This window comes from Ruegeria sp. D1(2025) (assembly GCF_056536425.1).
The window spans coordinates 20,991-45,675 of sequence record NZ_JBQFPO010000012.1; the positions used below are offsets into that span (position 1 = coordinate 20,991).

Genomic DNA, 24,685 nt, shown 5'->3' on the forward strand with positions numbered 1-24,685 from the left:
TCCTCCGACTGGCTTGAACACTCGTTACGTTCGTCCTAACTGCACGGGATGAAGTGGAAGTTTTTCTCAGTGTTGCGAATGACGTTTCTGACATGCGTCTGCTTGGCGATGACCTTCGTCGGCACTGTTGTGGTCGCGAGCAGTGACGTCAAAAACAGTAGCACCTCTGAGCCTCACGGCGTTTCAATGGCTGCAAAGTCATCAGACTTCAAACACGACCATAGCGGTTTGCATCCGACGACTGGCCAAATCCACACGGATAGCCACGTAAATCACAGCGGAGAATGTCATTCCGGTATCTGTTGTGTTGGCGAATATCCGACCCACGTAGGACTTGCGGTTTTGGCTGAAGCTTTTGGCCAGAAAAACCGTAACATGGATTCCGACATCCACAACTCTCAAGCGCCTCTGACGCCCGATCGTCCTCCACAAATCTCCTAACATCCACAGGCCCGTCAGCGCGGGTTTTCATGTTGTTTCGGTTCGAGCATGCACTGCGACCGTCAGGAGATTATTATGCGTGGAAGATATGCGGCACTATCAGTACTTGCCTTGGCGATTGGCCTGGGTGGAGGTGTCTTTCTTGAAAGACTGTACCTGAATCCAATTGATCAGGGCCAGTCGAACGAACCAGAGGTCCTTTATTGGGTAGCACCGATGGATCCGAATTTTCGGCAGCCTGGACCTGGAAAATCGCCGATGGGTATGGACTTGATCCCGGTTTATTCTGGGCAGGAACCTACCGGCGACCCTGAAGAAGTCACCCTGAGCGCTGCGGAAATCAACGCAATTGGTGTGCGAACTGCGGTTGCACGCATGACTGATATCGAACCTCGCATCGAAACGGTGGGTTTCGTCGGCTTTGACGAACACCTGACCAATCACGTTCATACGCGTGTTGAAGGTTGGATTGAGCAACTGAAAGTTCGAGCGGTCGGTGATCGCGTTGAGAAGGGGCAAGTTTTATTTGAACTCTTTTCACCACTGATCGCAGCTGCGACCGGCGATCTTGTACGCGCAGTCGAAGCTGGTGACCCGCGGATTTTGGACGCGGCGCGCAATAAGTTGATCAGCCACGGTATGTCCGCTCGTCAGGTTGCTGAGATTGAGGCGGGCGGTGAGTTGGTTCGAAATGTGGAAATTGAGGCACCTCAAAACGGTGTCGTCATAGCTCTGAATGCCGCCGATGGCATGTACCTGCAGCCAGGCACGCTTGCTTTTTCGGTAACCGATCTTTCTGAAGTATGGCTGATCGTTGATGTATTTGAACGAGATATTGCACGTTTGTCGGAAGATATGCGCGCGATAGCAAGGTTCGAGCACCTACCCGGTCGCACCTTCGAAGGCGACATCGACTATGTTTACCCTGAGCTTGATCCGCAAACCCGAACTCTTCCCGTAAGGCTTAGTTTCGATAACACCGACGGCGTGCTGCGGCCGGGCATGTTTGGCAGTGTTAGCCTTATACCGGATGAAAGCCGAAATGTTCTCACTGTTCCATCAGAGGCGTTAATTCGTACCGGTTCGGCGGAACGCGTCATCTTAAAAACAGGCGATGGTACTTTTCGCCCGAGACTGGTGACTACAGGTCTTCGAGACAGTTTCGGCGAGGGGGGTCGAACAGAAGTTCTGCAAGGGCTTGAACCTGGTGAGGAAGTTGTCGCATCCGCACAGTTTCTAATCGACAGTGAAAGTGCTTTGAGCGCCGGTTTCACCCGAATGGCACCAACGGATACCGAACCAGCACGCGGGGCAGGCACCCTGGTTTCACTCGATGCCCAAAATCGTATGGCAACTGTTCGTCACGATGTTCTCGAAAGCCTCGATTGGCCCGCAATGACTTCGCAGTTTCCGGTGAGGTCTGGTGTTTCGCTCGACAGCTTGAGTGCAGGCGACGCAGTCGCTTTCGTGATCGCACGGGGTGCGGATGGGCTTCTGAGCCTGATGGAGCTTGCACCAGACGATGGTATTGCCGGAACTGGTGCCGGAATCGCGCGCGCCGTCACTTCAGACGGCAAATTGACGCTTGAGCACGGACCGATCCCCGAGCTCGGTTGGGCCGCCATGACAATGGATTTGCCTGTTGTAGGAGTAGATCTCACTACCGTGCCAATCGACATGCCAATTGAGTTTGATCTGGCTGAGGGAGAAGGGGGGATGTTCTCGATTGTGGCAATTCGCGAAGAGGGCTCGCCGCCGACGGATTCCGTTGAACCCGAAGAAACCGACACGCCTTCTGCTCCACCGATTGTAGTCACCGGCACGATCAACCTCGTTAATGCTGAGGCGGGAACGGCAACCATCACTCACGGGCCGATGACTGAGATTGGCATGCCCGGAATGACCATGGATTTCCCATTAGAACCTACATTGGACACAAGCATGCTCGAAGTCGGTTCTGAAATGACTCTGACTTTCGCGCGTGCAGATGGCATGACAATGGTGTTGGCTGCGGCAACGCCTATTGCACCGCCACTTCAGGTTTCTGGCCGGATTAACAGTATCGACCCGAACGCGCGTACCGCGAACGTAACACACGGTCCGATGACTGAGATCGGCATGCCGGGCATGACCATGGATTTCCCGGTTGCGGAGGGGATTGAGGTTTCTAACTTGCCTGTAGGGATTGATGTTTCTTTGATCCTTCGCCGCAATCCCGACTTTTCGATGACGCTGTTAGAGGTCGCGCTTGATGGGAGTGTTACGCAGTGATCACGGCCATCATTCGTTCTTCGCTCGCCAACAGGTTCGTCATCTTGGCCCTCGCATTCATGATAGGAGTTGCGGGTATTTGGGCCATTCGTGAGACGCCGGTTGATGCAATCCCGGATCTGTCGGATGTCCAGGTAATTGTTCGCACGCCATATCCCGGGCAAGCGCCTCAAGTTGTCGAAAACCAAATCACATATCCACTTGCGACAGCCCTATTGGCCGTACCCGGTGCAAAAGACGTTCGCGGGTTCTCGTTCTTTGGAGACAGCTTTGTATATGTTGTCTTTGAGGACGGGACGGACCTCTACTGGGCTCGGTCGCGTGTGCTCGAATACTTGGGCCAGATTACCGGCAGCTTACCTGAGGGCGTGTCACCACAACTTGGCCCTGATGCGACTGGGGTCGGGTGGATTTATCAGTATGCGCTGGTTGACAGAACCGGAAATCATGATCTGGCTCAGCTCAGGACTCTGCAGGATTGGTTTCTGAAATACGAATTACAAGCCGTGGAAGGCGTCTCAGAAGTCGCCACCATCGGCGGAATGGTCAAACAGTACCAGGTCGTCGTCGACCCAAACAAACTACGTGCCTATGACATAACACTTGCACAATTGAGGACGGCTATTCAGGCGGCCAACCGCGAGACGGGCGGCAGCGTCATTGAGATGGGGGAAGCCGAATTCATGGTCAGGTCCTCGGGCTACATTGACGAATTGTCAGACCTTGCAAGCGCGCCGTTGATGGTCAACGACCGTGGCGCCGCTCTGACGCTTGGAGACGTCGCTGAAATCCGTCTGGGGCCGGAAATGCGGCGCGGTGTCGGAGAACTCGACGGGCAAGGAGACGCGGTTGGTGGAGTAGTCATTCTGCGATGGGGTGGGAATGCGTTGGCAACGATCAAAGCGGTGGAGGCGCGCATCGAAGAGTTGCGCTCAAACCTGCCGGAGGGGGTCGAAATCATAACGACCTACGACCGATCTGGTGTGATCGAGCGTGCTATCGATAACCTCCAGAAGAAACTGACGCAGGAATTCATTGTCGTTGTTCTTGTGTGCGCGGCTTTTCTACTTCATCTGCGGTCATCCCTCGTAATTCTTCTGTCGCTCCCTCTGGGAATCTTTGCCGCATTTATTCTGATGAAGGCGCAAGGAGTAAACGCAAACATCATGTCGCTCGGCGGCATAGCCATCGCTATTGGTGCGATGGTCGACGCATCGATTGTGATGATCGAGGCGATGCACAGGCGGTTGGAAAAAGAAAAGCTCACAGCAGAGAACCGATGGCGGATTGTGCAAGAGTGCGCTTCTGAGGTGGGACCAGCCCTTTTTTATTCTCTGGCGATTATCACGGTTAGTTTTTTGCCTGTTTTCGTTCTGGAAAATCAGGAAGGTAGGCTCTTCTCGCCACTCGCTTATACCAAAACCTACGCCATGGCTGCAGCCGCCATCCTTTCGATAACGCTGGTTCCGGTCTTGATGGGTTACTTTGTAAGGGGGCGTATTCTACCGGAGCGAAAAAATCCGCTAAATCGCTTGGTTGTGTTCGTGTACCGCCCATTTCTGGACGCGGCAATTGCCTGGCCATGGGCAACAACACTGTTGGCCGGCGTTCTGGTGACGTCCATGTGGTACCCGTACCAGAGAATTGGCTCTGAATTCATGCCCGAGTTGAACGAAGGTGATTTTCTCTACATGCCGAGCTTCTACCCCGGGATCTCGACGGGAAAAGCCCGTGAGGTACTGCAGCAGACCAACCGCCTGATCGCGACCGTGCCAGAAGTCGAAACTGTTCACGGTAAAGTTGGGCGTGCGGAGACTGCAACCGATCCAGCACCTCTAACGATGGTGGAGACCACAATCCAACTCAAGCCGGAAGAAGAATGGCGCCCCGGCATGACAATGGAGAAAATCCGGAATGAGCTCGATCGTATCGTTCAGGTTCCGGGCGTTACAAATGTTTGGATCCAACCTATCAAGAACCGCATCGATATGCTTGCGACAGGTATCCGTACTCCTGTCGGTGTCAAAATATCCGGCACCGACTTGGAGGTCATTACAGATATAGGGATCGAAGTAGAGCGTGCGGTCGCTGATATTGATGGAACGGCTTCCGCCTACGCAGAGCGACCTGTTGGCGGGCGTTTCATCGAAATCGACGTCAAACGAGATGCCGCCTCCCGATACATGATGAGTGTTCGAGAAGTTCAGGACGTAGTGCAGACCGCAATTGGCGGTATGCAAGTGTCGGAATCTGTGGAGGGGCTGGAGAGGTTTCCTATAAACCTTCGGTACCCTCAGGCATGGCGAGACAGCCCGGAACGGCTCGAAAATCTTCCTGTCGTCACGCCGTCGGGTGCTCATGTGCCACTGTCCGCTCTCGCCGATATTCGAATAGTTGACGGGCCGGGAATGATACGATCAGAGAACGCTCGACGAACTGGGTTCGTGTTCATCGACATCGCGGGGCGCGACCTGGGCGGCTATGTGGCCGAAGCACAAGAGGTGGTTACAGAAAAGGTCGACCTGCCTCCAGGTTACTCGCTGACTTGGTCAGGGCAGTATGAGTACATAGAGAGAATGCAGGACAGGTTGACGATCGTTGCTCCTGCAACCCTGCTAATTATCACGCTCATGCTTTTCTTGGCGTTCAATCGGGTGATTGAGGTCGGGATAATTCTTGCGGCGCTCCCGGTCGCATTGGCAGGTGGGGTTTGGTTCTTATGGTATCTTAACTTCGATATCTCAATTGCTGTGCTCGTGGGCTTCATCGCGCTGGCGGGAGTTGCCGTGGAAACAGCGATTGTCATGTTGTTGTACCTCAATCTTGCTTGGGAGAAACGTCGAGGGCTGGCGCAATCGGAACAGCGAAAGCTGACACGTGACGATATCGAAGACGCGGTGTTCGAAGGAGCCGTTCTTCGGGTTCGGCCGAAGGTAATGACTGTAGCCACGATCTTTGCAGCACTGATACCCATCATGTACGGCACCGGTACAGGCTCTGAAATCATGCAGCGGATCGCTGCGCCGATGATTGGGGGCATGGTGACAGCGACCCTTCTTACGCTTTTTGTCATTCCCGCAATATTCGTGATTTGGAAACGGCTCGCGCTCAATCGCGTGAACCGAGAGATCTCCCACACGATCCAGGAAGTGCCCCCTGCGCTTCCGGCAGAATAATACCCACAACCTTGAAACAGGAGCATCTGATGAAAACTTTGACTGCAATTTTGGCCCTATTGGCCGTGTCTACAACATCCGGCATCGCGCAAACGAACCACGGCATGGACCATTCCAACATGCCCATGTCTTCCGAACAGATGGAAGGTGCGGTCCACGCAAAGGCTTTGGTGAACTCAATTGGCGACGAAACCGCTAACGTCAGCCATGATCCGATCCCCGAGATCGGGTGGCCCGCGATGACGATGGATTTGCAGCTTCTTGAGAATGCCCAGATGATGGGTGAGATCAGCGCAGGTGACGAAGTCACACTGATGTTGGTCAAAAGCGATGATGGTATGTATGCGATCGGCGCGATCATGAAAAACTGAGTCTGTTGATGCGGCAGCTATTCACCAATGATGTGATTGTTCGCCGTTTCAACGACTGTAGGAAATTCTATGAACTAAGAGAAATGGAGTAGGAGCCACTCAAGAACCAAATCGTATTTCAACGATCTGTGGCTCTGCTCATAAGTTATCAGTCCATTGTCGGTTAAAGGCGCTTTAAGCAATTCGTTGACTGATTGAAGCTCCAAAGCTCAGAAAATCTTCCGGCTATACTGATTGAACAGAGCAATCCAGGCAAGCAGTACACAAACTGCCAACGCTTCGGTATCTCCGGCCCGCGCCACTGCAGTTAAACTGCGCAAAATTCTGGAGCTACTTGCGCAGCCCAGTGGAAATCTGACCGACAAGCAAATCCCACCTAAAACATTTCACAATTGGAATGTGTGTACTACATTGTCGCCGAGATGACTTCACGCGGCCATTCAACGGACCAGCGTCGAATTGTCTGGGGCGTTGCCTTGTTGGTTTTTGCTTCAGTCGAAAACGCAGCGCGGAGCGGTCAAAATGAGGATATCTCCAGGGCGACGACTTGGGAAAACGATACGACATGACAGCTAACACAAGAGAGCACTGGGACGATGTCTATGGCGAGAAGTTTGACACCCAATTGAGTTGGCACGAGGATGATCCAGAGATATCGCTTGAACTCATCGAGTTGATCAGAGTGTCTAAGCCTTCATCCGTCATCGACATTGGTGGAGGTACATCTCGTCTTGCTGGAGCGTTGCTTGCGAAGGGGCTCCATGACGTGACAGTTCTCGATCTATCGCAGGTCGCGTTGGACACGGCCCGGGAAAGGTTGGGGCGCGCCGCTGAAACAGTCACTTGGATTTCTGCAGATATAACTTCTTGGGTCCCCGATCGCAGATATGACGTCTGGCATGATAGGGCGGTTTTTCACTTTCTCGTGGATACATCGCAACGCGCGGCCTATCTGGAAAGCGTGAAGAAAGGGGTAAAAATTGGCGGCCATGTGATCATTGCTACGTTTGCACTTGATGGGCCGGAGACTTGCAGTGGTCTCCCTGTCGCCCGCTATAGTCCGAGCGATATCGCCGTGCTTTTTGAGGAACACTTTGAACTCGTCGCGCATCGCCATCACCTGCACCAAACCTCTTGGGGGGAAAGTCAGTCTTTCCAGTTCAGTGTTCTCCGCCGCTGCGTTTGAGCCCACACCTGAAACTGGCCCAAAGCGGTACGCTTCCAATAAGCTTTCGGGGCATGCCGATTGTGTTCACAAGTTACGTTTGGCCCTCAAAAACTGGCAGAACCACCTTAGCGCACAAGCCGCCAGTTTCCCCGTTTAGCAATTCTATCGTGCCACCGTGCGACTGGATGATCGTACGTGCGATCGACAGCCCCAAGCCGGTTCCGCCAGTCTCTCGCGAGCGGGATGTTTCAAGCCGCACGAATGGGTCGAATACCGCATCGAGCATATGCTCGGGGATGCCGGGCCCCTGATCCTGGATCAATATTTTTGCCTCATTCCCCTCTTGCATGACTGAGACGTTGGCCCGGGCACCATACCGGCAGGCGTTTTCAATGATATTGCGCAGAGCTCGCTTCATCAGCATCGGCCGAAGCGTGACGGCCGGATTGTCTGCGACCGATACTTCAACCGTGTCACCGGCTTGCACAATGTCTTCGGTCGTTTTGGTTACGAATTCACCAATTGGGACGGTACTGGAAGGTTCGCGCGTGGCCACGCCCTTGGCAAATGACAGGGTGGAGTCCACCATCTCCTGCATTTCCTCGATGGTCTCGATCAGATGGTCACGGGTCTCCTCTTCCTCCACCAGTTCGGCGCGAACCCGCAATCCCGTCAGTGGCGACCGCAAATCGTGACCCAGCGCCCCCAATAGTCTGGTCCGATCGGCAACATAGCGAGTCAGCCTATCACGCATATGGTTGAACGCCTGCGTCAAATCTCGCACCTCGGTCGGACCAGAAACCGTCAGTTCCTGGACGTCTTCACCGCGACCAAACTGGTCTGCAGCCAGTGACAGGCGGCGCAACGGGCCGGTCAGCCGTGTCAGTAGAAACCAAATGGCTGCTCCAAGAATTAAAGTTGCAGTGAAACCGAAGCTGACGAAGGACTGCAAAGGCCATTGCAGAGGAGGGTTATGGAACCGGGTATCCACGTTGAGCCATTGATCGGTCGTCAGAGCGATCGACAGCTGCATTTCAATTGCGGAAACGTGATCACGCATCATTGCCATGTGCATTTCAGCCATTGTAGACGGAACACCTTCAACCGGCAGCATATCGGGAGAGAACTCATGCAACTCTACCCGGATGGGACGGTTTTCATAGCCTGGCAGAATTCTGCGGATTGTGTTTTCGACCGTCCCACCAGCGCTATGTCCGGTGTGATCGACTGCGGGCGTATCTGTAAGGCTGAAACGCACCAGTGGAGAACTTGCCGCCCGCAGGATCGCGTCGTGCATCTCGGGTGGAGCTTCTTCAATCAGCCGCGCGATGTTTGCGGCGCGTCCGGCGGTTTCCAGGCCAAGGGCCATGTGCACTGCCATTGAGCGTTCGTCGACGAACAGCCACAGGCTGACCAGTTGCGCGGCAGCCAGCGCGGCGATGATCAAAAGGATAAGCTGACCGCGCAGACTTTGGGCAAAGGCTTTCATCCCGTAAGCTCGCTCACGTCGGTCGACAGGCAATAACCGCCACCTCTTATCGTGGTGATGAGCTTCGGCCGCGTTGGGTCAGCTTCGATCTTGCGACGCAAGCGGCTGACCTGGTTGTCGATCGTACGGTCGAACAAGTGCGGGCTGCGGCCGGCGGTCAAATCCAGCAGTTCGTCTCGCGACAGGAGTTTGCGGGGCCGCTGCAGGAATACGGCCAGCAGCCGGACATCGGCGGTGGTCAGACTTTCTTCGGCCCCTTCGGCGGATATCAAGGTGCGACTGTCGGCATCCAGAACCCAGCTTCCAAAGGCGATCCGTTTGCCGCTCAGATCGCCAGCCGGGGGGACGGTGGTTTCGGAACGCCGCAGGATCGCCTTGATCCGGGCCAGCAATTCACGTGGGTTGAATGGTTTGGGCAGGTAGTCATCGGCGCCGATCTCTAAACCCACGATACGGTCGGTGTCATCGCTGAGGGCTGTCAGCATCAGGATCGGCGGGCCACCGGCCGCGGACAGGCGGCGACAGACCGACAATCCGTTTTCGCCCGGCATCATGATGTCGAGTACGATAAGATCAATCCGACCGGCCGCCAGTCGTGCGTCCATCTCGGTTGCGTCGCGCGCGGTACTGGCGCGCAACCCATTCTTTTCCAGATAGCGGCTGACAGCATCACGGATTTCGCGGTGGTCGTCGACAATCAAGATATGTGGTGCTTCAGTCATGGCGCAATCATAAGCCCCGGCGCGGTACAAATCCCGGCTTTTTTGTATCCCTTTGTATCAGTTGGGCGGGCTGCGACACAACGATACAAACCGGGTTGAGCAGGGGGGTGGTGGCGCGACCGAGGGCGGCCATATGCTTTGTGTAGAAACAAAAACCCGAGAGGTGAAAGTCATGAAACGTACCTTCACGCTGGCCGCTGGAGCCATTGCCGCGACTTTGATGGCGCTGCCCGCGCTTGCCGCCGGTCAGCATGGCAGCAGCGCGCAGATGCAGGGCCATGAGGGCGGCATGATGCAGGGTGCGCCCGGCGGCATGATGGGCGATCACGCAGGCATGATGCAAATGATGGTGAAAATGCATGGCCAGATGATGGGCGGCAACTGGCTGGCGGTTCTGGACATGGACGAGGACGGTCGCCCGAGCGAATCTGAGATCGCCGAAGGTCTGAAGGCCCGGATGCAGGCGCATGACGTCAATGGAGATGGCAACCTGTCGATTGATGAGTTCGAAGCGCTGCATTCCGGGATGATCCGCGAAACCATGGTGGACCGATTTCAGCATCTTGATGCCAATGGCGATGGCGTTGTGACCACAGGGGAAATCGAGAAAGGCGCAAAGACGATGTCGCCGAAACACGGCATGAAGGCCTCGAAACCTGTGACAAAGGCTTCTGAAACCAACAACTGAAACGCAACCGTGTAGCCGGGTCATCGCACTCGGCACAAACCACTGAGGAACAAAGCGATGATGGGCTATGGCGCTGGAATGGGGTTTGGAATGATCTGGATGTTGCTGATCGCAGTGTTGATCGTTCTGGCGATCGTAGCGCTGATCAAATACATCGCTAAGTGACCTCGGAATCCGTCACTCCCGTTTAGGGGTGGAGGGCTATGTCATAGGAGGAACGAAAGCTGGAGGGCCTGCACAGCAATAGCCGTTTGGTTTTCATCGCGGTTTTGATCGCGTTGCTGATCGCCACCATCTGGTTGTGGCTGTCTGGCGCGTTGGACGCAGGACTATCGCGCGAAGTCATTACTGCGTGGGTGGATTGGGCCGGCCCGTTCGGACCCGTTGTCATCATCGGCTTCATGACAGCCGCAGTGGTTGCCAGCCCAATCCCCAGCGCTCCGATCGCTGTCGCTGCCGGGGTGGCATATGGGCATGGGCTGGGAACCGCATTGGTTGCTATCGGAGCGGAGTTGGGGGCGCTGCTGGCGTTCCTGATAGCCCGTTGGTTGGGGCGCGACGCGCTGCGCCAGTGGTTCGGCGACAAGCTGGACTTGGGGTTGCTTGGATCGCAGAATGCCCTGATGTTGACCGTGTTCACCAGCCGCCTGATGCCTTTCGTTTCTTTCGACATGGTCAGCTATGCCGCCGGTCTGACCCGACTTCAATTTTGGCGGTTCGCACTGGCCACCTTGGCTGGACTCCTGCCGGCCAGTTTCGTTCTGGCCCATCTGGGCAGCCAGATTACCGAAACCGCGACAGGCGGCACCAGCCTTGCGGTTATCGGGCTTGGGCTGTTGACGGGGGCGCCACTTATCTGGTTGGCTTGGAAACGCAAGATGCCTGTTGGCTCTTCAGACCACGAATTGAGCCAGATCAATGCGACCGGTCCAAGCGGCCCTAAACTGTTGGAGAATGGAGGAAACCCTAAGTGATCCGCGCACAATGGATATCAACTGCGACACGGACGGCCCGAGCCATGGGCCGGCTGCAGGTCCTGTTGATCTGTGCGTTGGTGGTTTCGATGCTGATCTCTGTTGTGCCGTCCCATGCCGGGCATGACATCGCGAAGGCCGCCACCCAGGCCGAGCTTGTGATCGATGACAGCGGTGGGTATCCCGCGTCTCATCCATCAGAAGAATTAGACTGCTCAGTGCACCCGGGCTGCTATGCGATGGCAGTTATGGCGGCACCTGAATTGCTCTCGATGCGTATTGCTACGCCCGTGGCGCCAGAACGGTTCCGGCCACGCGCAAGCCTGCCGGTCGCACCACTACCACATCCGCCAAACCTGTCCTGAACGTGACCGGCAATGGCTCCGGAATCGCTCCGGGGTCTTGCCCAAGCCGTTGATTGCGGCCCAACTCAGTTCAGGACACTTACCATGCTTACCATTCTGTACTTTTTCGTCACGGGCGTGGTGCTATTCGCACTGTTGCGCCTGACCTGTGGCCCCTGTGTGATGGGGACACAAGAACATCATCCCGGTGTTCCGGTGACAACCCTTGGCTGGGCGCTCAGCCTGTTTCTGGCCGCAACCTACCTGCTGTGCGTGGCCTTTGACCTGATCTTTCCAAGTTTTGCCATGTACCGGGCTTGGATCGGCCTGATGCCCGGAATGACTTGGCTCAGCCTGCCCTCATTCCTGTTGGGACTGTTATGGGCGTTTCTCTACGGCTGGTACGCCGCGTTGCTGTTCGGCGGACTGTTCAATGTCTTTGCGGCTCGCACAAAACTCAACTGATTGAAAGGACAAAGCCATGAAGGCCATCGCTCTGACCCTGCTTTTGACGCCCTTCCTGATGGCCGTCATCTACCGGATTTTTCTGCACGTGCCCGCCAATGCGCGCGTTTCAGTTGACGAAAGGAAACCTAAATGACCCTGTTCAATCTGGCCGCAGGCCTGTCCGTCGCAGCTTTGACTGCGCCTTCGCTCACGCTGGCGGCAACCGTGTTCATTCCCGAAGGCAGCGCGGACTCGGTTCTGGTGATCGACTCCGAAACCGGCAAGACCGTCGAGCGGCTGCCGAGGCTCGTGGCGGTCCATGGGCTGGCCGGCGCGCCCGGCTTTAAGTACCTGGTCGCGGGCAGCTACGCAGAAACCGAGGCCACAACGCCACCAAAACCCGAAGGTATGTCCAAGGATGAACACGCTGCGCACCACGCCAAGCGCGATGTCACTGCGTTGCCCAAAGACAAGGGGCGGAGCCTGCTGACGATCCTTGATGCGGAAACACGCGAGGTCGTCCGCCAGATCGAGGTTCCAGGTGCGGTGCATCACACTGCGGTGTCGCCCGACGGGCGGTTCGCGGTGGCGACCCATCCGGGCGGTGACGGTATTTCGATCGTCGATCTCGATAAGCTCAGCTTCCTTGGTTTCGTAGCAACCGGGCCAATGCCCAACTATGCGGTATTCGCGCCTGACGGCGACAGGGTCTATGTCACCAATACCGGCAATGGTACACTTAGCGAAGTGGATGTCGTCAAAGGCTTCGTCGTACGCAACATGCCCGTCGGCGAAGGCCCTGAGCATCTTGTACTTAACGCCACCGGCAGCGCCGCCTTCGTAGCCGACAGTGATGGTGGCAAGGCCTTCCGCGTAGATCTTGCCAGCGGTTCTGTCACCGAAACCTATGACATTGGAGGCGAGTTGCACGGGATCGGCCTGTCCGACCGCGAGGGCGTACTGTTCGTGGCCGCCAAAGGCACCGACCGGTTGTTGTCGATTGATCTTGCTACGGGCAAACAGCGCTCGACCAACCTGTCACCGGCACCTTATCACCTGACGACCATACCGAACTCAGGCAAAGTGATGGTATCAAGCCGAACCGAACCGAAGGTCTGGATCGTCGATCAAGTCAGCCTGACGGCTATTACCGAAATGCCGATACTGGGTGAGGGCCACCAGATGGTTGTTCTGCCCTGAAGGACTGTGCCCGGCATTGCGTAATTAAACGGCTCTACGACCAAAGCTTAAACCAGGGAGCAGAACATGACAGAAGACCACGACATCAGAATCCACGCGAACGGCCCGACCGAGGTCGCTTACGTCTGCCCCATGCATTCTGACGTGCGTCAATCTGGGCCCGGCGACTGTCCCAAATGCGGGATGCACCTTGTGCCCGAGGGCGAGGTGGATGCGCATGCGCATCACCACCATTCCGCGCATCATGGCGCGACGGACGAGAACGGTGAATATGACATCGTTCCGACAGGCTATGACGGACCCGTATATACCTGCCCGATGCATCCGCAGGTGCGGCAAACCCATCCCGGGTCCTGTCCACTCTGCGGCATGGGGTTGGAGCTGGAAAGCGCGGCGATGGTGGACGAGGGGCCGAACCCGGAACTGGTGGATTTCACTCGGCGCCTATGGGTAGGTGCGATTCTGACGCTTCCACTTTTGGTTTTCACGATGGGCCCCTACGTTGGGCTGTCTGGTGTGCGAGAGATTTTTGGTGAGCGAACAACCCTATGGATTGAACTGATACTTGGCACTCCGGTTGTTCTTTGGTGCGGTTGGCCATTTCTGGAACGAGGGTGGAATTCGTTTCGCACCATGAACCTGAACATGTTCTCGTTGATTGCCATGGGGGTTTCGGCCGCGTGGCTGTTCAGCGTTGTCGCCGTATTGATGCCCCACATATTTCCGGACGGTTTTCGAGATTCAGAAGGCCATGTTGGGGTCTATTTCGAAGCGGCCGCAGTTATCGTTACACTTGTTCTGCTCGGGCAGGTGATGGAACTGCGGGCACGCGAAGGCACAGGAAAGGCAATCCGCGCTTTGCTGGACATGGCCGCAAAGACCGCCCGCATTATCCGCCCTGACAGCAGTGAAGAGGAAATTCCGCTTGAAGAAGTACAGGTAGGTGACCGCCTTCGCGTACGCCCCGGCGACAAGGTGCCAGTAGACGGCATTGTACTCGAAGGGCGCTCATCTGTTGACGAAAGCATGATCTCTGGCGAACCGGTTCCGGTCGAAAAGGTACAAGGCGAGCCGGTCACAGGGGCCACAATCAACGGCACCGGTAGCCTTGTGATCGAAGCAACCCGAGTGGGCTCTGACACAATGCTGTCCCAGATTGTCGAAATGGTGGCCAACGCGCAACGCTCGCGCGCACCAATTCAGAAATACGCTGACAAAGTGGCGGGCTGGTTTGTACCGGCGGTCATAAGTATAGCTGCGCTGGCCTTTATTGCATGGGCAATTTGGGGACCGGCTCCGGCGCTCTCCTACGCCTTGATCGCAGCGGTGTCGGTACTGATCATAGCTTGCCCGTGCGCGCTTGGCCTGGCCACTCCGATGTCGATCATGACGGCCACGGGGCGCGGGGCGCAGGCCGGAGTGCTGATCAAAAATGCCGAAGCGCTGGAGCGGTTCGAGAAGATCGATACTTTGATCGTCGACAAAACTGGCACGCTGACCATGGGCAAGCCAAAGCTTGTGGCTGTATTACCCGAACCTGGCCATGACGAGGTCGAGGTGCTGCGGCTGGCCGCAACGCTGGAGAAGGGCTCGGAGCACCCGTTAGCTGAGGCAATCGTCACAGGAGCCGAGGAACGTGGCGTAGCCCTGTCCGACGCCAGTGACTTCGAGGCGGTGACTGGTAAAGGCGTGAAAGGCACGGTGGATGGCCGCCCCGTCGCGCTCGGCAATCTGAAACTGGTCACCGATCTCGGACTCGAGGCGGCCGAACTGACGGCCAAGGCCAATGCGCGTCGGGATGACGGCGAAACGGTGATGTTCGTGATGCTTGATGGTTCAGTGGCGGGGTTGGTCTGCGTCGCCGACCCGGTCAAGGAAACAACACCAGCCGCACTCAAGGCGCTGCACGAACTGGGTTTCCGGATCATCATGGCGACTGGCGACAACGAACGCACTGCAAAGGCGGTGGCCGAACGTCTGGGTATCGATGAGATTCGAGCCGACGTACTGCCCGAGGACAAGGCCCGCATAATTCGCGAACTGCAGGAGAAAGGCGCAAAGGTCGCCATGGCGGGTGACGGAGTGAACGACGCACCCGCGTTAGCGCAGTCCGATGTGGGCATCGCCATGGGGACCGGTGCCGACGTGGCGATCGAAAGTGCAGGCTTCACGCTGGTCAACGGAAGCCTTGATGGCATCGTGCGCGCCCGTAGGCTGGCCCGCGCTACCATGCGCAATATCCGGCAAAACCTATTCTTTGCCCTGATCTACAACGCCTCGGGCGTTCCGGTGGCGGCGGGTCTTCTGTTCCCGCTTTTCGGCATCCTGATCAGCCCGATGTTTGCGGCCTTCGCTATGAGTGCTTCATCGATTTCAGTGGTGTTGAATGCGCTGCGATTGCGGGGGGCGAAGATTTGAGCACGCACGAGCATAGTACCCACGGCGCCAGTGGCGCGCTGAAGCCCGGATCAATCTCGCTGACCGGAGCCGTCGCCATGGGGACCGGCGTGATGATTGGCGCTGGGATCTTTGCACTTACCGGACAGATCGCCGGGCTGGCGGGGCCATGGTTTCCGCTGTCCTTCGTGGTCGGGGCCGTGGTGACGGTTTTCAGCGCCTATACCTATATCGCCATGTCCAACGCCTGGCCCTCATCAGGCGGCATCGCCATGATCCTGACCAAGGCATATGGGCCCGGGGCGGTTGCGGCGGCGGCCTCGCTGCTGATGGCACTGTCGATGGTGATCAACGAAAGCCTCGTCGCGCGTACTTTCGCGACCTATGCGCTCCGCCCGTTCAACATCGAGAGCGGACCGCTGGTGTCTTTGGTCGCTGTTGCGCTGATCGTCTTTGCCTATGCGGTGAACCGGTCGGGCAACCGGTCGGTGGGGTTGTGGTCGATCATCATGTCGGCGCTCAAGATAGGCGGGATCGCAATATTCGGCATCGCCGCACTTTGGGCTGCGGGCGGAACCTGGCAGGTTCAGGGCTCGGAACCGGCCGCGCCGCTGGGGTTCGTCGCCTCGGTAGCCCTGTCGATCCTCGCCTTCAAGGGCTTTACCACCATCACCAACAGCGGGGCCGAGATCGTCGACCCGCACCGCAATGTCGGGCGCACCATCATGATCTCGATCGCGATCTGCGCGGTGGTCTACCTGCTGGTCGCCCTTGCCGTCGGTGTCAGCCTGCCGCCCGAGCAAATCCGCGCGGCGCAGGACTATGCCCTGGCCGAGGCTGCCAGGCCGGTGCTGGGGCAGGGCGGGTTCTACCTGACCGTGGCGCTGGCGATGGTGGCGACGGCCTCGGGGCTGATCGCCAGCGTTTTCGCTGTGTCCCGGATGCTGGCGATGCTGACCGACATGAAGATGATCCCGCACAGCCATTTCGGCATGACGGGCAGCATCCAGTCTCACACGCTGATCTACACGGTCGTGATTGCGGGCCTGCTTGCGGTGTTGTTCGACCTGTCTCGCATCGCCTCGTTGGGGGCGTTCTTTTACCTGGTGATGGACATGGCGGTGCATTGGGGTGTCTGGCGACGCTTGCGCGGTCAGATCAAAGCCCGTGGATGGGTCTTGCTGACCGCCCTGGCGCTGGACTGCGTAGTCCTGACCGCGTTCACAATACTCAAGCTGCGCTCCGACCCGATGATCGTAGTATATGCCGTTGCTGGCATCGGCTTGGTCTTCGTCTATGAGCGCATCTTTCTCAAACAATGGATCATCGAAAAGGAGACAAATCAGCTATGACCCAATCAAATTTCGACGAAACCCGCGCCACACAGGAGACGACCGAAAGGGTCAGCTCTGACGTAACGGCCGAAGCGCCCAAAACCGAAGATCAGACGGCCAACGGTGCCAAGCGTAATTGGCTCCCGGTTGTCATTGCGATCGCGTTGGGCGCCGCTGTTCTGGGCTGGGAATACCGCGAGACACTCTATCCTTTGCTCAGTTCTCCGTTGCTGTTCTTGCTGGTCTGCGTGGGCATGCATTTCTTAATGCATCGCGGCCACGGCAAACACTGAGAACGGCGCCCTGTATGGCTGGCGGCTTTGCGGCAAGAACACTGCGCAACAAGGAGCAGCAACGGCCAACTGATCAGAACAAATTTGTAACCCAATAAGGAAGGGAAATTGCCATGTTAGCAAATCCAATTCGGAGAGCAGCAACTGAACTGCACCTGACGGCCGGTGCACTAACTGTAAAGGCATTGCACGGTGACACCGACGAAGATCACTCTGATGAATAGGGAATGGGGCATCGCGGTGAAGAAGAGGACCAAGGCGACTGATCCACCTCGTCCGAGTCCTATAATTCGATGAACCCGTCCTGACGCACAGGAGGAACAATATGTCTGAATTTTCTGAAAGACAGGCACCTTCAGAGCCTGAAACTCGGCGCGATTTCTTATACTTCGTCACCGGCGGTGCCGCCATCGTGGCCACGGGCGCGGCGGTCTGGCCACTTGTTAACAGCATGAACCCCAGTGCAGACATCTCCGCCCAAGCCGTTGTCGACATAGATCTTGAAGGTGTCGGACCAGGAACGAGGATCACTGTTAAATGGAAAGGCAAGCCGATCTTTATCGACCACCGGACTAAAGAGCGGATCGCGCTGGCGATAGCAGAAGACGATGCACCAATGATCGACCCGCAACCTGACGCCGAGCGCGTACAGCGACCGGAATGGCTGGTAGTTATTGGCGTTTGCACCCATCTGGGATGCATACCACTCGGGCAGGGCGGCAGCGAACCCACCGGAGACTGGGACGGTTGGTTCTGTCCGTGTCACGGTTCACATTACGACACGTCTGGCAGAATTCGGAAAGGCCCCGCGCCCCGCAACCTCGATCTGCCCCCTTACGAGTTCGTCACCGACACACGGGTCAAAATTGGGTGACGGCGCGGTGAACTTTGTTCAGAGGCGCGTGCCTCACCAAGTTCGTTTGTCAGTCCTCGAATATCCCTCGATCAGCGCCGCGATGCTATGTGGCGGAATTCGACATGTACCCCGCTTTCTGGAGTTTTCGAGAAGAGACCTCGCCGTCATGTTCTGAACGGAACAATTCTAATCGCTGCGCTCAACGTTTTCTGCTTCGCCCATGTTTAGACATGCCATCTTGCCTTTTGACAGGATCGCATCTGAATTGCGGGTTGAGAGGAAACGCTTTGGTCCTGAACAAGGTGCTATTTCAACCCCGTGTCAGCCGCGCGGCGATCGCGACCTGTCCCAGCGCGGCCAGGATCGCAGCGATGAACACGGCTTCGATGGCGATCATGCTGACCACCACACCGCCCACAAGCGGCGCCAGCGCCGCCGGGGCCGCAAAGCTGTTGAACCACGCGGAATAGGCCGGGCGGCGGTCGTCGGGCGAGATCTCCAGCAAATAGCCGAGATAGCCGATGGTCACCCCGTTCATCATCGCGCCGATCAGGAAGAACAGCACCGCGAAACCGGTCAGCCCCGAACCCGTGACCACAAGCAGCAAAACCAGCACCGGAGGTCCGAGACGCACCAGTGCCACTATCCCCAGCAGGCGCAATTTGCCCGCCTGGTCTCCGATGTGGCCCCAGAGCGGATTCGAGGCCAGCGCGCCGACAGTCTGCGCCGCCAACAGCGTTCCGACATCCGCCGCCCCGAGGCCGCTGCGGCTGGCGGCAACGACATAGAACGGCAACGCCATCAGCGTCGCTGCACCAAGCCATTGGAAGATCAGGAACAGCCGGAACCGGTGGTCCTGCCGCAGCGTCGAGAAACCTTCGCGCAGAAATCCAGACAGATTGGCAGGACGGTCCCGTGGCGCCCTTGCAGCGGTAGCGGGCTCACCCGCGGAGACAAAAAGCGTCGCAGAGACGATCATCAGCACCGCGCCGAGCCAGAAGATCAGCGCATAGGCCCTGAGCGGCGGCATCACGTCGAGCGCGTGTCGCAGAAAGCCCGCCACCAGAACCGCCAGAACACCGCCGCCGAAAAAGCGCCAGGCCAACATCCGGCTGCGGCGCTCGGACGGGATCGCCCGGCCGACGATGTCGTTGTAGGGCACCGCGACCACGCCGCTGACAAAGGCATAGACCGTCCACAATCCCAGCATCCCGAGCGCCAGCGGAACCGGAGGCCAATCGACCTGAGGCCAGTCGGCCCCCCACCACAGAAGAATACCGATCATCGCGACCGTGATCGCCCGCCCATAGGCACCAAGGGCGTAGAACGGCATCCGCCGATCGGTGCGCTCGGCGAGGTAGCCCACCGCGAACTGGGGCAGCAGCCAGCCAAGACGCAGGACCGTGCTGGCATAGCCCACGGCCAGCGCGCTACCGGTCAGCATATGCACCAGACTGGCCACCACCGTCGCGCTGTCCACCGCCGCCGACCCGCCCTGAAACACCGCACCAGCACCGGCGATGCGCCAAAATCTCGTGTCTTCGGGATTACGCCTTGCCATTCGCCGCCTCTGCCTCCGCCCGGGCGCGGCGGATGTCGATGCCGCTCTGCCACAACACCGTCAGGCCGATCCCGACCACCAGAAGGATCGTCAGCACATAGTTGAACAGGATCATCAGAAGGGCGGTTTCGTCCGGAACGCCAAGCACCTTGAGCGCGAACCCCGCCCCAAAGACAAAGCTCGCCGGGATGCGCACGAAACGACCCAGAACCATGGCGAACCCGGCAAACACCATCAGGAACAGGTAATCCCACGCGCTCAGCACCACGCCAACCGCCAGCCCGGCCCACAGGAAATGGGTTGTCGCCACCAGCTTACCCGCAATGGCTGCGGCAATGGCGGCGACGCGGCGGGCCCGTGCCTGTGGCCAGACGATCCCTTCACCGAGCGCGGTGCGCAGATACGCGCCATCGGCCCCGATGCGGGCGGCAGCCCAGTCGAAGAGTCGGCAGACCAGAGGGTCCTCGCTCAGAAGTGACGCGCGGAACCGGAACAGAACCCAAAGCAGGCTGCCGAAAAGCATCAGGTTCAACAGGCCCGCAACGCTCAATCCCAGCCGCAGGTCACCCTCGATCTGTGGAATCTGGCCGGCGGCGGCCACCGCTCCGGCAAAAAGGGCGAAAACGACGCCGTCGAGGAACCGGGCGATGATCGCGGTTGCAAGCACGGTCGCCATCTTCAAGCGGTCGAGCCGGGCAACCAGCCAGGCCCGGACCAGCGGGCTGATGCCGAGCGGGACAAGGACATTTGCGCCATAACCTGCCAGTAGCGCCCCCGTCAGCCGCAGGGTGCCGACGGGTTTCACGTCGAACAGGATCTGCCGCCACTTCCAGCCGCTCATCAGCTGCTCCAGCAGGATGGTGGCGGCAAGAATCGCGATCCAGAACATGTTGGCTCCGCGCAGGCCCTGCAGAAACAGCGCAAAATCGAGGCTGCCGTAGAGCGCAAACACCAGATAGAGCGCCAGGGCGGAGCCGAATATCGGCAGCAGCCACCGTTTCAGGAAGGTCCGCATTTGACATCCTCGCAACTACCAAGACCTCAATGTTTTAACCTCCGTATCATGATACGGTGTCAAGATGACGGTGACGGAGGGAGACTGCGATGCAACCACTCAAGATCGGCCAGGCCGCGCGCGAGACCGGGATAGGCGTCGAGACGATCAGATTTTATGAAAAGAAGGGCCTTGTCACTCAGCCGCCGCGCCCAATTGACGGCGGCGCGCGGGACTATGGTGGTGACACGCTTTGGCGGCTGAAATTCATATCCGGCGCTAAGAAGCTCGGATTTTCGCTGGCAGAAATCGCGGAAATTTTGGAGTTGCGCACGGCACCAAATACCGAGTGCGTCGCGATGCAGGCCAGAGCGCGCAAAAAGCGGGACGAAATTCAGGAACGGATCGAAGGGCTTGCACGGTTGAGGAACAATCTGGACGAGCTGATCGCGGCGTGTCCGGGGCGTGGTGGAATTCAGAACTGTTCGATCGTGGGCGCCATAGAACGCAGCAGTGAGAAATAGGCGCAATTCCGGCCTTGAACGGAGGGTAGCGGCGTTGCTTGCGAACCGGGTTATTGCCAAGCAGGACCCAGAACGGCAGGTGCAGCGAAAAAAGGAGAGCGAGGGTTCCGCTTCCGAGCAGAGTTTGCGCCAGATCATTGTGAGAAATCCCTGCGTCGCCCAGAAAGCCATATCTGATGAGTGTCGGAGGGTGACGGACAAGTCGGCCCTGTAAATGCGGTCCAGCTTTTATCCTACCGGTGCGATTTTATATCGGTTTAAGACAAGTTTACCCAAGAGGGAACATGACAATGAATAACCTGAGCCGCCGCCGCTTGATGCAAGGAGCCGCGGCAATTGCGTGCAGCGCGGCGCTTCCCGCCTTCGCGAAAACCGGTCCCTCAATCCATGTCCTGAAGGATCCGAATTGTGGGTGCTGCGGATCGTGGATCAAAATCATGCGGGCGGAAGGTTTTGAAGTAGGCGTGGAAAACAGTGCTTGGGAGGCCTTGAACGCTTACAAAACCGCCAATGGGATTCCGGAGGGCATGATGTCATGCCACACGGGTCGCGTGGAGGGCTACATGATCGAAGGACACGTCCCATCCGCTGACATTCGGCGCCTGCTGGGCGAACGCCCGAATGCTGTCGGACTGTCGGTTCCGGGAATGCCTTTCGGCTCACCGGGCATGGGGCCGGAAAGTGAACGCGAAGCCTTCGACGTCTTTCTGATCCGCAAGGATGGAACCACAGAGGTGTTCGCCAGCTACCCGGCCGCATAATTTCCCGATGGCGCTGGCAAGATCCTGACAAACACGGCGCTCGCTTCTGCTGCCTGGTTTACGTGACATTCTTCACGGCAAACCAGTTGATCCGTGACTTCACGCCTGCCTTGTCCTACCGGGCAAGTTCCAGCCTACGGTGAAAAAATACCTGCGTCCGCAAAGCCTGATGACCGGCTTTGCGGACAAAACCGACATCCCGGTCGCCGTATCAACCGCAGCATTTGTCGCCCGCCTGAATTGGCGGGCATGGGGCCGATCCGTAGGAACAGTAGACGCAGCAATCGCCGGGAAGTGGCTTCAGGACTTTTCCGCAAGATGTGCATTCGTAGAACCACTGGCACGCGTCTGTTGGCATCGTTTCAGGCCTTGAATGTCCACATTCCGGGCAGATGATCGTGCTGACAAGGTTCGGGTGCTTTTCACTCATGGCGTCACATCAAGGTTATCAGGAAATCATTTATTCGGATTTCGTTGAGCACGATAACCCAAGCGATGGCCGTCAACGCAAAACTGCCTGTCAGCCACCATTTGAAGCGGTCGAGCGAACCACGGCGATACGCGACGATGCCAGAGAGAAACAGCAGGGCCGTCGAACCGCCGAGCACGTAATAACTCGCGGCGGCGATCTTGCCGAATACGGCCAGCCAGCTCCCTCCCAAGCCAAGCAAAATCAAGGCCATCGGCAAGATGCAGCAGGTCGCAACGCCAAGTGCGGTAAACGATCCAAGAAAGCTTGCGCCAACAAACTTGCTCATGGTCAGCTTTCTCCGGCTTTGACGAACTCGAGCGGAAGCCGGTTCGACTTCCTCGATTTTTGCTTCGCGCGGTATGTGAAATTCGACATCATGACCGACAACATGCACCCTGTAGTAGCTACAGGTTCAAGGGAAAGGTCATCACATGATTGCGATTGGCGAAGCGGCGAGATTGACCGGTCTGTCGGTCGAGACGATCCGCTACTACGAACGGGAAGGCATAGTCGAGAAAGCCGGTCGAACCGCCTCGGGACGCCGCGCATACACGGAACGGGAAATCTCCGAGCTCAGATTCATCAAACGCTGCCGCGATCTTGGCTTTACCATTCAGGGTGCATGCGCACTTCGCGAATTGTCCAAAGCGCCCGAGCAAGCTTGTCGTGACGTCGAAGACGTCGCAACAAGACATCTCGACAACGTCAGGTCAAAAATCGCCGCCCTCCAACGGTTGGAGCAAGCACTGGCAGAACTTGTGCAGACCTGCACCGAGGGTACGGCCTCATGCCCCCTGCTAACGGCGTTGCTCAACGAGCCTATCGCCAAAGAAAAAATAAACGACACCTAATTGCAACGCCCGGAAAGGATCGAATCTGGCCAACTCAGTTTGCGGAAAGACTACAATGCGGCTCAAATCCGGCTCGCTCATCATTACCCACCCCATGCCCGAACTCTCTGCCTGTCCTCATCGCAGGCGAGAGTGACATTCCTGAATTGCTCATGGGTGACATTTGAGCTTTGCGGCTACAGATTGCGGAAGCATAAGTGAAATTATGTGAAACTTGCCCCTGCTCACAATTTTGCAAATCAAGCGGTGCACGTGGGCCGAACTCAGAGATGCCTGATCCACACGCATTGATCCCGGTTGGGTCCAAGTTCTTCGAGGATCCTTTCAGCATCCAGATTGAAGTCTTTGGCAATTTCCTGGACCTGAACCGCCTGAAAGCTATCCAAGTTCCGCACCGTTCGACCATCTTCAAAGGTGATCAACTCGTGTGATCTTCCAGACCAACGCACGATCCCGCCGCAAAGGGTCTGTCCTTCAACATCCGCAAGTTCGGCGACCGGGTCGGCAAAGAAATCGGTCCATTTAAGAATACCTGTGCTGACAGCTCTCGCCACTGCTTGTTCCGTTGTCCGGCACTTGAGTTTTGTGACGATCGAAGACGTCAAAGCATGCACCATCCTGGAGGAGAGCCCCGTCTGGCCAGCAACTACGGATGGGATCAATCCTGATGCGAGCATCTTCAGAACATCCATCTCCTGATCGGACAACGCATCCGTAGGAAAGTTGAAAACTGTATCAATCACATCGAGCGCGAGTAGATGCAGGACCTGCGCTTCGTGGCGAAGGGCAGGGAGCATACTCCCGACCAAGGCGTCCCAGTCGGATCGGCGCAGGTTGGAGGTAACCGTAAAGACACCACGCTCCCCAAACGGATTGATAACCGGAATGGATAGTCCGTGCTGACCCACACCAAATTTTCTCGCTGCATCGAATAGCGGTGCGTGTTCACGCTGATCATCAAACACAGCCCAATCAATTGGTGCGATCATTGCGGCGCCAAACCGGATGAGGGGATCGACCAGGACCATGTCGTTGTCGACGTAGTGCCTGACCCATTCGGCCGGGAACGTGGTGCAGCCGTGGACAACGTTGTGATGCTTGTCGATATGGGCGTAGGACGCATTCTCCAGTCCGAACCTCGAACAAATTTCCTGAAGGCGCGCCTCCCCGGTCTGCCTGAAATCCAGTTCAGAATTGCCAATGTCCGCGATTTTCATAGATCGTCTTTCTGTTCCGCGTTGCCGTCGAGGCCGCTTAGCAACCTAAAGCTGAACAAACCACTCGGGAATTCCCGTAGCCAATCATGCATTTGAATACAGTTCTGTTCTGGAGGCGGAAACGGAGCGAAAAC

The 24,685-nt window shown here is 57.3% G+C and carries 23 protein-coding genes; 16 read left to right on the plus strand and 7 right to left on the minus strand.

Annotated features, from left to right (window positions below):
- Window positions 1-516: 516 nt before the first annotated feature.
- The 4 genes from ACR1XU_RS19985 (at window position 517) to ACR1XU_RS20000 (ending at window position 7,445) form a co-directional block, all read left to right on the plus strand.
- Window positions 517-2,712: an efflux RND transporter periplasmic adaptor subunit gene (locus ACR1XU_RS19985; RefSeq protein WP_170417912.1), complete on the plus strand. Its 2,196-nt coding sequence runs from the start codon at window positions 517-519 to the stop codon at window positions 2,710-2,712.
- Window positions 2,709-5,888, plus strand: a complete 3,180-nt coding sequence (locus ACR1XU_RS19990) for an efflux RND transporter permease subunit (RefSeq protein WP_170417917.1) — start codon at window positions 2,709-2,711, stop codon at window positions 5,886-5,888. The genes ACR1XU_RS19985 and ACR1XU_RS19990 overlap by 4 nt, the downstream gene beginning before the upstream one ends.
- A 29-nt stretch (window positions 5,889-5,917) precedes the next feature.
- Entirely contained in the window at window positions 5,918-6,259 is a 342-nt protein-coding gene (locus tag ACR1XU_RS19995; protein WP_170417920.1) for a copper-binding protein, read from the plus strand.
- Window positions 6,260-6,824: 565 nt separating this feature from the next.
- Complete coding sequence (locus ACR1XU_RS20000) at window positions 6,825-7,445, plus strand: class I SAM-dependent methyltransferase (protein ID WP_170417923.1); 621 nt, start codon at window positions 6,825-6,827, stop codon at window positions 7,443-7,445.
- 73 nt (window positions 7,446-7,518) lie between these two features.
- On the opposite strand, the gene ACR1XU_RS20005 is transcribed toward ACR1XU_RS20000, so the two are convergent.
- Both ACR1XU_RS20005 and ACR1XU_RS20010 read right to left on the minus strand, forming a co-directional pair.
- The gene (locus tag ACR1XU_RS20005) at window positions 7,519-8,916 is read right to left on the minus strand and encodes an ATP-binding protein (protein ID WP_050605707.1); all 1,398 of its coding nucleotides are present in this window, start codon (window positions 8,914-8,916) and stop codon (window positions 7,519-7,521) included.
- Window positions 8,913-9,638: a response regulator gene (locus tag ACR1XU_RS20010; protein WP_170417925.1), complete on the minus strand. Its 726-nt coding sequence runs from the start codon at window positions 9,636-9,638 to the stop codon at window positions 8,913-8,915. The genes ACR1XU_RS20005 and ACR1XU_RS20010 overlap by 4 nt, the downstream gene beginning before the upstream one ends.
- A 172-nt stretch (window positions 9,639-9,810) precedes the next feature.
- On the opposite strand from ACR1XU_RS20010, the gene ACR1XU_RS20015 reads away from it, so the two are divergent.
- From ACR1XU_RS20015 to petA, 9 genes are all read left to right on the plus strand, one after another.
- Complete coding sequence (locus ACR1XU_RS20015) at window positions 9,811-10,326, plus strand: EF-hand domain-containing protein (protein WP_170417928.1); 516 nt, start codon at window positions 9,811-9,813, stop codon at window positions 10,324-10,326.
- A gap of 251 nt (window positions 10,327-10,577) precedes the next feature.
- Complete coding sequence (locus ACR1XU_RS20020; protein ID WP_331252139.1) at window positions 10,578-11,300, plus strand: TVP38/TMEM64 family protein; 723 nt, start codon at window positions 10,578-10,580, stop codon at window positions 11,298-11,300.
- A complete protein-coding gene (locus ACR1XU_RS20025; protein WP_157054266.1) occupies window positions 11,297-11,665 on the plus strand; it encodes a hypothetical protein in 369 nt (122 codons plus the stop codon). The genes ACR1XU_RS20020 and ACR1XU_RS20025 overlap by 4 nt, the downstream gene beginning before the upstream one ends.
- Before the next feature lie 84 nt (window positions 11,666-11,749).
- The gene (locus ACR1XU_RS20030) at window positions 11,750-12,109 is read left to right on the plus strand and encodes a hypothetical protein (RefSeq protein WP_152460765.1); all 360 of its coding nucleotides are present in this window, start codon (window positions 11,750-11,752) and stop codon (window positions 12,107-12,109) included.
- A gap of 132 nt (window positions 12,110-12,241) precedes the next feature.
- Window positions 12,242-13,291 (plus strand): YncE family protein, encoded by a 1,050-nt coding sequence (locus ACR1XU_RS20035; protein WP_170417931.1) that lies wholly within the window; start codon window positions 12,242-12,244, stop codon window positions 13,289-13,291.
- A gap of 132 nt (window positions 13,292-13,423) precedes the next feature.
- Window positions 13,424-15,709: a copper-transporting P-type ATPase gene (locus ACR1XU_RS20040; RefSeq protein WP_170418025.1), complete on the plus strand. Its 2,286-nt coding sequence runs from the start codon at window positions 13,424-13,426 to the stop codon at window positions 15,707-15,709.
- Window positions 15,706-17,040, plus strand: a complete 1,335-nt coding sequence (locus tag ACR1XU_RS20045) for an APC family permease (protein WP_255612171.1) — start codon at window positions 15,706-15,708, stop codon at window positions 17,038-17,040. Before ACR1XU_RS20040 ends, ACR1XU_RS20045 begins: the two co-directional genes overlap by 4 nt.
- On the plus strand, window positions 17,037-17,315 hold the full coding sequence (locus tag ACR1XU_RS20050) for a DUF2933 domain-containing protein (protein WP_170417934.1): 279 nt from the start codon (window positions 17,037-17,039) through the stop codon (window positions 17,313-17,315). The genes ACR1XU_RS20045 and ACR1XU_RS20050 overlap by 4 nt, the downstream gene beginning before the upstream one ends.
- A 325-nt stretch (window positions 17,316-17,640) precedes the next feature.
- Window positions 17,641-18,189 (plus strand): ubiquinol-cytochrome c reductase iron-sulfur subunit, encoded by a 549-nt coding sequence (gene petA / locus ACR1XU_RS20055; RefSeq protein ID WP_050605700.1) that lies wholly within the window; start codon window positions 17,641-17,643, stop codon window positions 18,187-18,189.
- Between the two features lie 292 nt (window positions 18,190-18,481).
- On the opposite strand, the gene ACR1XU_RS20060 is transcribed toward petA, so the two are convergent.
- Complete coding sequence (locus ACR1XU_RS20060) at window positions 18,482-19,732, minus strand: MFS transporter (RefSeq protein ID WP_170417937.1); 1,251 nt, start codon at window positions 19,730-19,732, stop codon at window positions 18,482-18,484.
- Window positions 19,719-20,747, minus strand: coding sequence for a lysylphosphatidylglycerol synthase domain-containing protein (locus tag ACR1XU_RS20065; protein ID WP_170417940.1), 1,029 nt, complete (start codon window positions 20,745-20,747; stop codon window positions 19,719-19,721). Before ACR1XU_RS20065 ends, ACR1XU_RS20060 begins: the two co-directional genes overlap by 14 nt.
- Before the next feature lie 89 nt (window positions 20,748-20,836).
- Between ACR1XU_RS20065 and ACR1XU_RS20070 the strand changes: the two genes are divergently transcribed.
- Window positions 20,837-21,250 (plus strand): heavy metal-responsive transcriptional regulator, encoded by a 414-nt coding sequence (locus tag ACR1XU_RS20070; protein ID WP_170417943.1) that lies wholly within the window; start codon window positions 20,837-20,839, stop codon window positions 21,248-21,250.
- Window positions 21,251-21,780: 530 nt separating this feature from the next.
- Window positions 21,781-22,011, plus strand: coding sequence for a DUF411 domain-containing protein (locus ACR1XU_RS20075; RefSeq protein ID WP_480915654.1), 231 nt, complete (start codon window positions 21,781-21,783; stop codon window positions 22,009-22,011).
- 211 nt (window positions 22,012-22,222) lie between these two features.
- Here ACR1XU_RS20075 and ACR1XU_RS20080 read toward each other — a convergent pair whose 3' ends face one another.
- On the minus strand, window positions 22,223-22,441 hold the full coding sequence (locus tag ACR1XU_RS20080; RefSeq protein ID WP_237215937.1) for a GDCCVxC domain-containing (seleno)protein: 219 nt from the start codon (window positions 22,439-22,441) through the stop codon (window positions 22,223-22,225).
- 4 nt (window positions 22,442-22,445) lie between these two features.
- Complete coding sequence (locus ACR1XU_RS20085) at window positions 22,446-22,769, minus strand: hypothetical protein (RefSeq protein WP_170418031.1); 324 nt, start codon at window positions 22,767-22,769, stop codon at window positions 22,446-22,448.
- A gap of 145 nt (window positions 22,770-22,914) precedes the next feature.
- Between ACR1XU_RS20085 and ACR1XU_RS20090 the strand changes: the two genes are divergently transcribed.
- Window positions 22,915-23,334, plus strand: a complete 420-nt coding sequence (locus tag ACR1XU_RS20090) for a MerR family transcriptional regulator (protein ID WP_170417953.1) — start codon at window positions 22,915-22,917, stop codon at window positions 23,332-23,334.
- Window positions 23,335-23,597: 263 nt separating this feature from the next.
- On the opposite strand, the gene ACR1XU_RS20095 is transcribed toward ACR1XU_RS20090, so the two are convergent.
- Window positions 23,598-24,551 carry a LuxR family transcriptional regulator gene (locus ACR1XU_RS20095; RefSeq protein ID WP_170417956.1) on the minus strand — a complete coding sequence of 318 codons (954 nt, stop codon included), beginning with the start codon at window positions 24,549-24,551 and terminating at the stop codon, window positions 23,598-23,600.
- Window positions 24,552-24,685 lie beyond the last annotated feature (134 nt).